This window comes from Pseudomonas sp. ADAK21 (genome assembly GCF_012935735.1).
Classification (GTDB): domain Bacteria; phylum Pseudomonadota; class Gammaproteobacteria; order Pseudomonadales; family Pseudomonadaceae; genus Aquipseudomonas; species Aquipseudomonas proteolytica.
Genome location: NZ_CP052857.1, coordinates 3,311,395 through 3,325,143, shown reverse-complemented (window position 1 = coordinate 3,325,143; position 13,749 = coordinate 3,311,395). Strand labels below are relative to the sequence as shown.

General features: G+C 61.0%; 9 protein-coding genes. All 9 read left to right on the top strand.

The annotated features are described in order from the left end of the window. The first annotated feature begins 653 nt into the window (after window positions 1–653). The 9 genes from HKK57_RS15080 (at window position 654) to HKK57_RS15040 (ending at window position 13,744) form a co-directional block, all read left to right on the top strand. On the top strand, window positions 654–1,970 hold the full coding sequence (locus tag HKK57_RS15080; RefSeq protein WP_029297911.1) for a nucleotide sugar dehydrogenase: 1,317 nt from the start codon (window positions 654–656) through the stop codon (window positions 1,968–1,970). Between the two features lie 148 nt (window positions 1,971–2,118). Further along, window positions 2,119–3,600: a mannuronan synthase gene (gene alg8 / locus HKK57_RS15075; RefSeq protein WP_371923372.1), complete on the top strand. Its 1,482-nt coding sequence runs from the start codon at window positions 2,119–2,121 to the stop codon at window positions 3,598–3,600. 38 nt (window positions 3,601–3,638) lie between these two features. Then, a complete protein-coding gene (locus HKK57_RS15070) occupies window positions 3,639–4,808 on the top strand; it encodes an alginate biosynthesis protein Alg44 (RefSeq protein ID WP_029297907.1) in 1,170 nt (389 codons plus the stop codon). 98 nt (window positions 4,809–4,906) lie between these two features. Next, window positions 4,907–6,352 (top strand): alginate biosynthesis TPR repeat lipoprotein AlgK, encoded by a 1,446-nt coding sequence (gene algK, locus HKK57_RS15065; RefSeq protein ID WP_050492962.1) that lies wholly within the window; start codon window positions 4,907–4,909, stop codon window positions 6,350–6,352. Then, entirely contained in the window at window positions 6,349–7,836 is a 1,488-nt protein-coding gene (locus HKK57_RS15060) for an alginate export family protein (protein WP_169390359.1), read from the top strand. The genes algK and HKK57_RS15060 overlap by 4 nt, the downstream gene beginning before the upstream one ends. After that, a complete protein-coding gene (algG, locus tag HKK57_RS15055; protein WP_032867246.1) occupies window positions 7,836–9,425 on the top strand; it encodes a mannuronan 5-epimerase AlgG in 1,590 nt (529 codons plus the stop codon). Before HKK57_RS15060 ends, algG begins: the two co-directional genes overlap by 1 nt. An 11-nt stretch (window positions 9,426–9,436) precedes the next feature. After that, window positions 9,437–10,885, top strand: coding sequence for an alginate O-acetyltransferase (locus HKK57_RS15050; RefSeq protein WP_169390358.1), 1,449 nt, complete (start codon window positions 9,437–9,439; stop codon window positions 10,883–10,885). An 8-nt stretch (window positions 10,886–10,893) separates the two neighbouring features. Continuing rightward, window positions 10,894–11,994: a mannuronate-specific alginate lyase gene (locus HKK57_RS15045; RefSeq protein WP_070995619.1), complete on the top strand. Its 1,101-nt coding sequence runs from the start codon at window positions 10,894–10,896 to the stop codon at window positions 11,992–11,994. A 217-nt stretch (window positions 11,995–12,211) separates the two neighbouring features. Further along, the gene (locus HKK57_RS15040) at window positions 12,212–13,744 is read left to right on the top strand and encodes an MBOAT family O-acyltransferase (RefSeq protein WP_169390357.1); all 1,533 of its coding nucleotides are present in this window, start codon (window positions 12,212–12,214) and stop codon (window positions 13,742–13,744) included. The last annotated feature ends 5 nt before the right edge of the window (window positions 13,745–13,749 follow it).

The following is a 13,749-nucleotide window of genomic DNA, read 5'->3' as shown; positions in this document are numbered from 1 at the left end:
GGCACCACTTTTTTCAAACAGTAGTGGCATAAAACTATATCCCCGCGCCAACTCCCTATATCCACTAGCCCAATCCGCAAGTGCTATCAATATAGTACTAGTGCCATCTTTGCTTATATTTCAAGAAATTTCGAGAAACAGGATGAGCGGCCAGGAACTATGTCTGCGAGTGCCGCTCATACCACCGGTAACGATTATCTCTGTTCTTGTGCGATATGACTTACACAGCGGCCAACGGAAGTAGCAAAGTTGTCATATATAACTTTGACTGCTCGGTCTAATTACCAACTGTTTAGTTGAGGGCGGGCGATCAGGTTGCATGACCATCCCCTACAAGGCCAGGGCTAAAGCCTACCTAAATGGGTCAGTGAGACAACCCAAGGCATTGATAGATAAAGGCTAAATGCCAATATCAAGGCTTTGTGGCACTGACGCCAGACCCTTCTCACAGAAGACTGGCTGCATTTCAGGGCAAGCCCCAACAACAAGGCCAAGTTGCGCACAACTTGAGTGCATTAGTTAGTCACTCGACTTTTAACATGCCTGTACATGGCAATGCAGTGTCTATTCACGGCATTTCCTAGTGCATGAGTGACGCTTGAAAACATGAACTCCGGCCATTTAATGGCGTGATAAAGATAGAGGTAAATGCGATGCGCATCAGCATATTTGGTTTGGGTTACGTGGGCGCAGTATGTGCCGGTTGCCTGTCTGCACGAGGCCATGAAGTGGTCGGTGTAGACATTTCCAAGGATAAGATCGACCTGATCAATGCGGGCAAATCCCCCATCGTTGAACCGGGCCTGGGCGAACTATTGAGCCAGGGCATTGCCAGCGGCCGGTTGCGCGGCACCACCAACTTCGCCGACGCCATCCGCGATACCGACCTGTCGATGATTTGCGTCGGCACGCCCAGCAAGAAAAACGGCGACCTGGAACTCAACTACATCGAAGCGGTGTGCCGCGAAATCGGTTTTGTCCTGCGTGACAAGACCACCCGCCACACCATCGTGGTGCGCAGCACCGTGCTGCCCGGCACTGTGGCCAACGTGGTAATCCCGATCCTGGAAGACTGCTCCGGCAAAAAAGCCGGCGTCGACTTCGGTGTCGCGGTCAACCCGGAGTTCCTGCGCGAATCCACCGCCATCGCCGACTACGACCTGCCACCGATGACCGTAATCGGTGAACTGGACAAAGCCTCGGGCGACGTCCTGCAGTCGCTGTACGAAGAACTCGACGCCCCGATCATCCGCAAGGACATCGCCGTTGCCGAGATGATCAAGTACACCTGCAACGTGTGGCACGCCACCAAAGTCACCTTCGCCAACGAAATCGGCAACATCGCCAAGGCCGTGGGCGTCGATGGTCGCGAAGTGATGGAAGTGGTCTGCCAGGACAAGACCCTCAACCTGTCCCAGTACTACATGCGTCCGGGCTTTGCCTTCGGCGGCTCGTGCCTGCCCAAGGACGTGCGCGCCCTGACCTACCGCGCCAGCTCCCTGGATGTGGAAGCACCGCTGCTCAACTCGCTGATGCGCAGCAACGAATCCCAGGTGCAGAACGCCTTCGACATCGTCTCCGGTCACGACAAACGCAAGGTCGCCCTGCTGGGCCTGAGCTTCAAGGCCGGCACTGATGACCTGCGCGAAAGCCCACTGGTGGAGCTGGCGGAAATGCTGATCGGCAAGGGCTTCGACCTGAGCATCTACGACAGCAACGTCGAATACGCCCGTGTGCATGGGGCAAACAAGGATTACATCGAAGGCAAGATCCCCCATGTGTCGTCCCTGCTCAACTCGGACTTCGACGATGTAATCAACAACAGCGACGTGATCATCCTCGGCAACCGTGACGAGAAATTCCGCGCCCTGGCGCAGAACGCCCCGCACGGCAAGCAAGTGATCGACCTGGTGGGCTTCATGTCCCAGGCCACCAGTGTCAATGGCCGTACCGAAGGCATTTGCTGGTAACCGCGCTGATCGCCGGCAAGCCGGCTCCTACAGGTCGCGCATGTCATGTAGGAGCCGGCTCGCCGGCGATGGCGCCCCACTGTAAGCCTGCCACAACCCCATCGGGCCACCCCACAGGCTCGCCCGAGACTCCAGACGGATGCAGATTATGCACAGGCTAAAGCACGGCCTCCTTCAGGCCGCCGGTTGGCTGTTGTTTTTAAGCGTGTTGATGTGCCTGGCCCTGGCGTTGCCGGCGAGCACATTCGACTCGCAGTCGAGAAATTTCATCTTCCTGATTGGCGCCGTCGGTATCTGGCGCTACTCCATGGGCGCCACGCACTTTGTACGCGGCATGCTGTTCCTGTACGTGGTCTACCCGCACCTGCGGCGCAAAGTGCGCAAGCTGGGCAAGGCGGCGGACCCCTCCCACGTATTCCTGATGGTCACCAGTTTTCGGATCGACGCGCTGACCACCGCCCAGGTCTACAGCTCGGTGATTCGCGAGGCCATCGAGTGCGGCTTCCCTACCACCGTGGTCTGCTCCCTGGTGGAAATGTCCGATGAGCTGCTGGTCAAGAGCCTCTGGGAAAAGATGAACCCACCGGACCACGTCAAGCTCGACTTCGTGCGCATCGCCGGCACCGGCAAGCGCGATGGCCTGGCCTTCGGCTTTCGTGCGATCTCCCGCCACCTGCCGGACGACCGCGCCGTGGTTGCGGTAATCGACGGCGACACCGTGCTGGCCGAGGGCGTGGTGCGCAAGACCGTGCCGTGGTTCCAGCTGTTCGGCAATGTCGGCGGCCTGACCACCAACGAGTTTTGCGAAGTGCGCGGCGGCTACATCATGAGCGAGTGGCACAAACTGCGCTTCGCCCAGCGCCACATCAACATGTGCTCCATGGCCTTGTCCAAGCGCGTGCTGACCATGACCGGGCGCATGTCGGTGTTCCGGGCCAGCGTCGTCACCGACCCCGGCTTTATCGCCGACGTGGAAAGCGACTCGCTGCAACACTGGCGCCTGGGCCGCTTCAAGTTCCTGACCGGGGACGACAAGTCCAGTTGGTTCAGCCTGATGCGCCTGGGCTACGACACCTTCTACGTGCCCGATGCAGCGATCAACACCGTGGAACACCCCCCTGAAAAGAGCTTCATCAAGGCCAGCCGCAAGCTGATGTTCCGCTGGTACGGCAACAACCTGCGCCAGAACTCCCGAGCCCTGGGCCTGGGTATGCAGCGCCTGGGCCTGTTCACCAGCGTGGTGCTGTTCGACCAGCGTGTGTCGATGTGGACTTCGCTGCTGGGCCTGACCGTGGCGATCCTCGCCACCTTCAAGTACGGCGGTGCGTTCATCCTCGCTTACCTGCTGTGGATTGGTATCACGCGCCTGATCCTGACCCTGTTGCTGTCGTGCTCAGGCCACAAGATCGGCCCCGCCTACCCGGTGATTCTCTATTACAACCAGATCATGGGCGCGCTGGTGAAGATCTACGTGTTCTTCCGCCTCGATCAACAGTCCTGGACCCGCCAGGACACCAAACTGACCCGCGATTTGGCCAGCTTTCAACGTTGGTTCAACACCTGGTCGTCTCGGACCATGACCTTCTCCGCCGGCAGCATTTTCGTCGCCGTGTTGCTGATGATGGTCTGACCCTGCCAAGCCTGAATTAACCTAGGAATTAGTACGCCATGAACAGCCAAGTAAACGCCAACGTTGTCCACGAATCCGAAGCCCAGCGCCAACACGCCCGGGTCAAAATCCCGGCCAAGCTGCGCTTTTTCGGCGCCGACCGCACGCCCATGGAAGTGCGGGTCATCGACCTGTCAGCCGGCGGCCTGGCCTTCAATGCCGCCCAACAACCGTTGAAAGTCGGTGATGTGCACAAGGCGCGCCTGCAATTTGTGATCGACAATCTGGGCCTGGCGATGGACGTGGAGCTGTTGATCCGCTCCCACGACCGCCAGACCGGCCGCACCGGTTGCCAGTTCCAGAACCTGGATGCCCAGGATATTTCCACACTGCGTCACCTGATCACCTCGCACCTGTCCGGCGACATCGTGACCATGGGTGACGTGCTGGCCACCTTGCAGCGCGACAACTTCACCAAGGCGCGCAAGGTCAAGGACAGCGGCAGCGGCATGAGTGCCTTTGGCCGCCTGCGCGCCGTGACCTTCAGCCTGGCGATCTTTCTGGTGGGCCTGGCGGCGTTCGGGTTTGTGTTCAAGTCGGTGTACGGCATGTACTTCGTCAGCCACGCCCAGGCCGGCCTGGTCAGCGTGCCGGGGATGAACGTCACGATGCCCCGCGACGGCACCGTGCAAAGCCTGATCAAAGACAACGGCGTTGCCGCCAAAGGCGCGCCACTGGCGACCTTCAGCACCAGCATGCTCGATGTGCTCAAGGGCCACCTGGACGAAGACCAACTGCAACCGGCCAAGGTCGAAGAGCTGTTCGGCAAGCAAATGACCGGCACCCTGACCTCGCCTTGCGACTGCATCGTCGCCCAGCAGTTGGTGGCTGACGGTCAATACGCGAGCAAGGGTGATGTGATCTTCCAACTGGTGCCGCGCGGCAGCCAGGCCAACGTCGAGGCGCGTTTCTCCTATCGCCAGTTCGGTGATGTGCGCCCAGGCACGCCGGTGAGCTTCCAGGTCGCCGATGAAGAACAGACCCGCACCGGCACCATCGTCAGCAGCACCAGCCTCAACAGCGCCGACCTGTCTTCGGATATCCGTGTGCAGATCAAGCCCGACGCCCCCCTGGACAGCGCCTACGCCGGCCGCCCGGTGGAAGTAACCAGCGACCGTGGCCCGTCCCTGAACTGGCTGATCGATAAAGCCATGGCTGCTGGTTTGTAAGCGAGGACATGCCTGTGAACCCTATTTCAAGAACAACACAATCCCTGTGGGAACCGCCTGTTGTGGGAGCCGGGCTTGCCCGCGATGCAGGCGACGCGATGCATCAGACAAACCGCGACGATGCCATCGCAGGCAAGCCAGCTCCCACAAAAGCGCGCTCCCACATCCGCCCTGTGGCGCTGCTGGCATTGGCGGTCAGCCTGGCCGGTTGCGCCGGCCTGCCCGACCAGCGCCTGGCCAATGAAGCGCTCAAGCGTGGCGACACCGCCACCGCTGCGCAGAACTATCAGCAACTGGCAGACCTGGGTTACAGCGAGGCCCAAGTCGGCCTCGCGGATATCCAGGTCGGCAGCCGCGACCCAGCGCAGATCAAGCAGGCCGAGGCCACCTATCGCGCGGCGGCCGATGTATCGCCACGCGCCCAGGCCCGCCTCGGTCGCCTGCTGGTGGCCAAGCCCGGTGCCACCGAGGCCGAGCACCGCGAAGCCGAAAGCCTGTTGAAAAAAGCCTTTGCCAATGGCGAGGGCAACACCTTGATCCCGCTGGCGATGCTGTACCTGCAATACCCCCACGATTTCCCCAGCGTCAACGCACAGCAGCAGATCGATACCTGGCGCACTGCCGGCTACCCCGAAGCGGGCCTGGCGCAGGTGCTGCTGTATCGCACCCAGGGCACTTACGACCAGCACCTGGATGACATCGAGAAAATCTGCAAGGCCGCGCTCAGCAGCACCGATATCTGCTACGTCGAGCTGGCCACCGTCTACCAGAAGCGCGAGCAACCGGAGCAACAGGCCGAACTGCTCAAGCAGATGGAGGCCGGCTACAGCCGTGGCACCGTCACCGCCCAGCGGGTCGACAGTGTGGCCCGTGTGCTGGGCGATGCCTCCCTGGGCAAGACTGATGAAAAAACCGCCCAGGCCCTGCTGGAAAAAATCGCCCCGGGCTACCCGGCGTCCTGGGTCAGCCTCGCGCAGTTGCTCTACGACTTCCCGGAACTGGGCGACGTCGAGCAGATGATGAAGTATCTGGACAACGGCCGTGCCGCCGACCAGCCCCGCGCCGAATTGTTGCTGGGCAAGCTGTACTACGAAGGCAAGTGGGTGCCGGCCGATGCCAAGGCCGCCGAAGCGCACTTCCAGAAAGCCCAGGGCCAGGAAGTGGCTGCCGATTACTACCTCGGCCAGATCTACCGCCGGGGCTACCTGGGCCAGGTCTACTCGCAAAAGGCCCTGGACCATTTGCTGACCGCGGCGCGCAACGGCCAGAACAGTGCCGACTTCGCGATCGCTCAATTGTTTTCCCAGGGTAAGGGCACCCGGCCCGACCCGCTCAACGCCTATGTGTTCAGCCAACTGGCAAAGATCCAGGACACCCCGCAGGCCAATGAGCTGGCCGCGCAACTTGAACAACAACTGCCGCCCGCCCAGCGCGCCGAGGGCCAGCGCCTGCTGCAACAAGAGCTGGCCGCCCGTGGCGCCTTGAGCCAAAGCACGCTGCAACTGCACGCCCTGCAAGAAGAAGACGGCGAGGAATCCCTATGAAACTCAATCCATTCGTCAAGGCCGGCATTGGCCTGACCTTCGCCCTGCTGTGGTCGTGCCCGACCCTGGCCGCGCTGACCGAAGACAAGAACTTTGGCCTGGAAGTGAAAGTCACCGGCCAGTCCGAAGATGACCGCGACCTGGGCACGCAAAAAGGCGGCGACGTCAACGGCATCGGCCTGGATGTGCGCCCGTGGATCTACGGCGAAAGCGGCGCCTGGAGCGCCTACGCCATGGGCCAGGCGGTGGCATCCAGCGACATCATCGAGACCGACACCCTGCAACAGTCCGATGGCGACACCACCGAGCAGTCGAGCAACAACGACCGCAAGACCAAGAAGAACTACCTGGCCCTGCGCGAGTTCTGGGTCGGCTACAGCGGTTTCACGCCCTACCCTGGCGAGATCCTCAAGCTCGGCCGCCAGCGCCTGCGCAATAACGATGGGCAATGGCGCGACACCAATATCGAAGCGCTGAACTGGACCTTCGACACCACCCTGCTCAAGGCCAATGTCGGCGCTGCCGAACGCTTCAGCGAGTACCGCACCGACCTCAAGGAACTGTCTCCCGAAGACAAGGACCGCCAGCACCTCTATGCCGATGCGGCCTACCAGTGGACTCCCGGCCATTGGGTCGGCGTGCGCGGGCATCACACCCACGACGACGGCAAGCTCGACTACCCGCAACCGGGCGTGGCTGCCGACCCACTGGACAAGCGCCAGAACGGCGACCTGACCTGGCTCGGCCTGGAAGCCAACAGTGACGCCTACAACTGGCGCAACACCAATACCGTCAACTACTGGGCCAGCGTCACCGGTATGCAGGGCGAGCGCAGCAACGTCAACGCGTTGAACGCCGACGGTAGTCGCCCCACCAACGCCAAGCGCAACACCGATGTAGACGGCTGGGCCACTGACCTCGGCGTGCGCCTGCGCCTCGACCCGCAGTGGCAAGTGGGCGCGGCCTATGCCCGCGCCAGCGCCGACTACGAACAGAACGGCCTGCAAAGCAACCGCTCGAACTTCACCGGCACCCAGTCGCGGGTGCATCGTTTTGGCGAGGCGTTTCGCGGCGAGATGAACAATATGCAGTCCATGAGCCTGTTCGGTTCCTGGCAGCTGCGCGACGACTACGACGCCAGCCTGGTCTACCACAAGTTCTGGCGCGTGGACGGCAACAAGCCGGTGGGCAGCAACGGCATCAATGCCGTGCAGAACAACTACGACGATGTCACCGGTGCCGTGTTGTCCAGCGCATCCCTGCCGCTGGTAGACGGCAACAAGGACCTAGGCCAGGAGATGGACCTGGTGGTCACCAAGTACTTCAAGAATGGCCTGCTGCCCGCAGCCCTCAGCCAGTCGATCGACGAACCGTCGGCCCTGGTGCGCTTTCGTGGCGGCGTGTTCAAACCGGGCGATGCCTATGGCAAGCAAGTCGACTCGTACATGCACCGCGCCTTTGTCGACGTAGTCTGGCGCTTCTGATGGGAGCCTGCGCAATGAATCCTCACGCCCTCAAAGGCTCGGCCCTGCTCGCTGCGGCAATGCTGCTGGCGTGCGCCCCGGCCTTTGCCAATGTCGAGCCGCAGGTCAAGGCGCCCACCATCGCCAAGGAACTGCAACAGGCCAAGACCTACACCATCACCAGCCCGCCCACCGCGCCGCTGGAGATGCCCAAGCCGGCGCTGCCGGACCTCTCGGGCTATACCGCACAAGCCGTGGCGAAGAAAATCGTGCGCAGCAAGGCCGGCAAGGTCAGCGTGCGCCGGATGATGCAGGAAAACGCCCTCAAGGACTTTATCGGCGGCGACAACAAGATGGCCGAATGGGTGGTGCGCCAGCATGGCATCCCCCAGGCGATCTTTATCGACGACGGCTACATGAACCTCAAGGACCTGCTCAAGAAGGTGCCCAAGCAATACCTGAGCGAAACCTCGCCCGGGGTATTCCTGGCCAGGCTGCCGATTGTGGTCGGCGAAAAAGGCATCCTCGAAATCGATAACCAGACCCAGGAATTGCGCCTGTCCCAGGAGGCCGGTTCGTTCCTGGTCAACGACGGCCAGCTGTTTGTGCGCGACACCAAGATCACCGGCTGGCGCGAGAAGAGCAACGGCCCGGCGACCTTCCGCTCGCCCAAGGAATTTCGCCCGTTCCTGCTGGCCTGGGGCGGCACCCAGACCTATATCGTCAACAGCAAGATGGCCAGCTTCGGCTACGCCAACAGTAAGTCCTATGGCGTGAGTATTTCCCAGTACACACCGAACATGGCCAAGGTCCTCAAGCGCCCGGAACCCACCGGCTGGATTGTCGATTCCGAGTTCTCCGACATGTGGTACGGCTTCTACTGCTACGAGACCACCGGCTTTGTGATCAAGGGCAGCACCTACAAAGACAACATCGTCTACGGCATCGACCCCCACGACCGTTCCCACGGCCTGATCATTGCCGACAACACCGTCTACGGCACCAAGAAAAAGCACGGGATCATTATTTCCCGTGAGGTCAACGACAGCTTCATCTTCAACAACCGCAGCTACGACAACAAGCTCTCGGGCCTGGTGATCGACCGTAACAGCGTGAACAACCTGATCGCCGATAACGAGATTTACCGCAACCACACCGACGGCATCACCCTCTATGAGAGCGGCGACAACCTGCTGTGGGGCAACAAGGTGATCAGCAACCGTCGCCACGGCATTCGGATCCGTAACAGCGTGAATATCCGCCTCTACGAGAACCTCGCCATGGCCAACGGCCTGACCGGCGTCTACGGCCATATCAAGGACCTGACCGACACCGACCGCGACATTGAGCTCGACCCGTTCGACACCAAAGTCTCGCTGATCGTGGTCGGCGGCGAACTGGCGGCCAATGGCAGCGGGCCGCTGTCCATCGACTCGCCGTTGAGCATCGAGCTGTACCGCGTGTCGATGCTCGCGCCGACCAAATCCAGTGGCATCAGCTTCTCCGGCGTTCTTGGTGAGCGCCAGGAAGAGATTCTCGACTTGCTGGTACGCCAGAAAAAAGCCGTGCTGATCGACCCTGTCGAACGCCAGACCCAATTGCAGGACTGAGGATGACCTTTATGCACCCACACATGATCAAGCTGCTCAGCCTCTCGGGTTTGACCCTCGGCATCCTGGCCGCCAGCTGCGGCGTGCGCGCCGATGAAGCCAAGGCGCCGAGCTTTACCGCCGAGCCGTGCTGCAACCTGTGCCCCGAGGCTCACGACGCAAAGAACTACACCACTCGCTACCAGCAGAACTTCACCACCCTGGTACAGGCCCAGGGCGACTGGCTGTTCCGTACCCAGGAAGACCTGCGCACCGAATTCGACACCACCCCGGCCGGCTACAAGCGCATGCAGCAACTGCACGATGCGTTCAAGAGCAAGGGCGTGGAGTTGGTGGTGGTCTACCAGCCGACCCGTGGCCTGGTAAACCGCAACAAGCTCAACCCGGCAGAGAAAGCGCGCTTTGATTTCGACAAGGCCCTGGGCAACTACAAAACCATGCTTGGGCGTTTTGCCAAGATGGGCTACGTGGTGCCGGACCTGTCGCCGCTGACCAATGAACAACTGCCGGACGAACTGCCGGCCCACGACTTCTACTTCCGCGGCGACCAGCACTGGACCCCCTATGGCGCCCAGCGCACCGCGAAAATCGTCGGGGCCAAGGTGCGCGCCATGCCTGAATTCGCCGGGATCCCCCAGCGTGAATTCGAGACCAAGAAATCCGGACGCATGGGCAAGACCGGCACCCTGCACAACATGGCCGGGCAGTTGTGCGGTACCAGCTACGCGATCCAATACATGGATCAGTTCAGCACCGAGCCCAAGGGCGAGGCTGCGGACGGCGACCTGTTCGGCGATTCCGGCAACCCGCAGATCACCCTGGTGGGCACCAGCCACAGCGGCAAGAACTACAACTTCGCCGGCTTCCTGGAACAGGAAATCGGCGCCGACATCCTTAACGTCGCCTTCCCCGGCGGTGGCCTGGAAGGCTCGATGATCCAGTACCTGGGCAGCGAAGAATTCCAGAAAAGCCCACCGAAGATTCTGATCTGGGAGTTCTCGCCGCTGTATCGCCTCGACCAGGAAACCATCTACCGCCAGATGATGGCCCTGCTCGACAACGGCTGCGAAGGCAAGCCGGCGCAGATGAGCGCCAGCACCACCCTCAAGCCCGGCAAGAACGAGCTGATGGTTAACAGCAAGAACATGGACCTGCGCAATAGCCGCCATCAGGTCGACATTCGCTTCGCCGATCCTTCGGTGAAAACCCTGCAAGCCACCCTCTGGTACATGAACGGTCGCCACGAGGACATCAAGATCGACAAACCCGAAACATCCGAGACAGACGGGCGTTTCGCCTTTGAACTGCGCACCGATGAAGACTGGGCCTCGCAGAACCTGCTGGCCGTGGAAGTGCAGGGCCCCGAAGCGGGCGCTGCCGCGCAGAAAGTCGAAGCGAAAATTTGCACACGCAACGTGTTCCCGAGCGGCGGTCAGCAGACCGCGCAACTTGGGCAATGAGGTTACCTATGCACAAGTTACTGATTCCAACGCTGCTGGGCCTGGCGATGTTTGCAGGCCAAGTCAACGCCGCCGCGCCGCTGCGCCCGCCCCAGGGCTATTTCGCGCCGATTGAAGCGTTCAAGACCGGCGACTTCAAGAACGACTGCGACGCCATGCCGACGCCCTACACCGGCTCACTGCAGTTTCGCAGCAAATACGAAGGCTCCGATAAAGCCCGTTCGACCCTGAACGTGCAGTCGGAAAAAGCCTTTCGCGACAGCACCGCCGATATCACCAAACTGGAAAAAGACACCAGCAAGCGGGTGATGCAGTTCATGCGCGACGGTCGCCCGGAGCAATTGCAATGTACCCTGAACTGGCTGGTGAGCTGGGCCAAGGCCGATGCGCTGATGTCCAAGGACTTCAACCACACCGGCAAGTCCATGCGCAAATGGGCCTTGGGCAGCATGGCCTCGGCCTATGTGCGCCTGAAGTTCTCCGAGTCGCAACCGCTGGCCAAGTACCCGCAGGAGTCGCAACTGATCGAAGCCTGGTTCAACAAACTGGCCGAGCAAGTGGTCAGCGACTGGGACAACCTGCCCCTGGAAAAAACCAACAACCACTCGTACTGGGCCGCCTGGTCGGTGATGGCCACGTCCGTCGCCACCAATCGTCGCGACCTGTTCGATTGGGCCGTCAAGGAATACAAGGTCGGCGCCAATCAGGTCGACGCCCAGGGCTACCTGCCCAACGAATTGAAGCGCCAGCAACGGGCCTTGGCCTACCACAACTACGCCCTGCCGCCGCTGGCGATGATCGCCAGTTTTGCTCTGGTCAATGGCGTGGATGTGCGCGGTGAGAACAACGGCGCGCTCAAGCGCCTGGGCGACAAGGTGCTGGCCGGGGTGAAGGATCCGGACATCTTCGAGCAGAAGAACGGCAAGGAGCAGGACATGCATGACCTGGAGCAGGACTCCAAATTCGCCTGGCTCGAACCCTTCTGCACCCTCTACACCTGCGCCCCGGAAGTGATCGAACGCAAGCACGACATGCAACCGTTCAAGACCTTCCGCCTGGGCGGCGACCTGACCAAGGTCTACGACCCGGCGCACGAAAAAGGCCGTTGATGGAACGGGTTCCCAATGTGGGAGCGGGCTTGCTCGCGAAAGCGGTCTGACATTCAGCATTGATGTCACCTGACACACCGTTATCGCAGGCAAGCCAGCTCCCACATTTCGAGCCGGTTTCGACAGTGAAAAAGTAGTACCGCCCTCCCCGGTTTTGCGTGGGGGGTTTGGGGGGGCCGTTGGCCCTTGACTGTTGGTTAAACATGGAGAGATCGGGATGGTTTTCTCGTCCAATGTGTTCCTGTTTCTGTTCTTGCCGATCTTTCTCGGCTTGTACTATTTGAGCGGGCAACGCTATCGCAATCTGCTGCTGCTGATTGCCAGCTACGTGTTCTACGCCTGGTGGCGGGTGGACTTCCTGGCGCTGTTCGCCGCCGTGACCCTGTGGAACTACTGGATCGGCCTCAAGGTCGGTGCAGCAGGCGTGCGCACCAAGCCGGCGCAGCGCTGGCTGCTGCTCGGGGTGGCGGTCGACCTGTGCATCCTGGGCTACTTCAAGTACGCCAACTTCGGCGTCGACAGCATCAACCTGATGATGAAATCGGCGGGGTTGGAGCCGTTTATCCTGACCCACGTGCTGTTGCCGATCGGGATCTCGTTCTACATCTTCGAGTCCATCAGCTACATCATCGACGTGTACCGCGGCGACACTCCGGCGACCCGCAACCTCATCGACTTTGCGGCGTTCGTGGCGATCTTCCCGCACCTGATCGCCGGCCCCGTGCTGCGCTTTCGCGACCTGGCCGACCAGTTCAACAACCGCACCCACACCCTGGATAAATTCTCCGAGGGCTGCACGCGGTTCATGCAGGGCTTTATCAAGAAGGTGTTTATCGCCGACACCCTGGCGGTGGTGGCCGACCATTGCTTCGCCCTGCAAAACCCCACCACGGGCGATGCCTGGCTCGGCGCACTGGCGTATACCGCGCAGCTGTATTTCGACTTCTCCGGCTACAGCGACATGGCCATCGGCCTGGGCTTGATGATGGGTTTCCGCTTCATGGAAAACTTCAAGCAGCCGTATATCAGCCAGTCGATCACCGAGTTCTGGCGGCGCTGGCATATCAGCCTGTCTACCTGGTTGCGCGACTACCTGTACATCACCCTGGGTGGCAACCGCAAAGGCACGCTGACCACCTACCGCAACCTGTTCCTGACCATGTTGCTCGGCGGCCTGTGGCACGGCGCGAACATCACCTACATCGTATGGGGCGCCTGGCACGGCATGTGGCTGGCGATTGAAAAAGCCATCGGCCTGAACACCTCGCCACGCAGCTTCAACCCGGTGCGCTGGGCCTTCACCTTCCTGCTGGTGGTGATGGGTTGGGTGATCTTCCGCGCCGAAAACCTGCACGTTGCCGGGCGCATGTACGGCGCGATGTTCAGCTTTGGCGAGTGGTCGCTGTCGGAACTCAACCGCGCCAACCTCACCGGCCTGCAAGTGGCAACCATGGTGGTGGCCTACGCCACGCTGGCGTTCTTCGGCCTGCGCGACTTCTACAGCAATCGCCCGACCGACAAGGCCAAGCCGGCTGACCCGAGCCTGATCAAGGCGGTGCCTGGCGATACCCCCGGCAGCATCCAGGAACCCGGCTTCAGCGTCGGCAGCAACGCCGCCGTGCAACCGGCCTACTGGACTGCCGACTGGCCACGCTATGCCATGCGCGCGGTGATCTTGCTGCTGTTCGTGGCTTCGATTCTGAAACTCTCGGCGCAAAGCTTCTCGCCGTTCCTTTACTTCCAATTCTGAGGGAG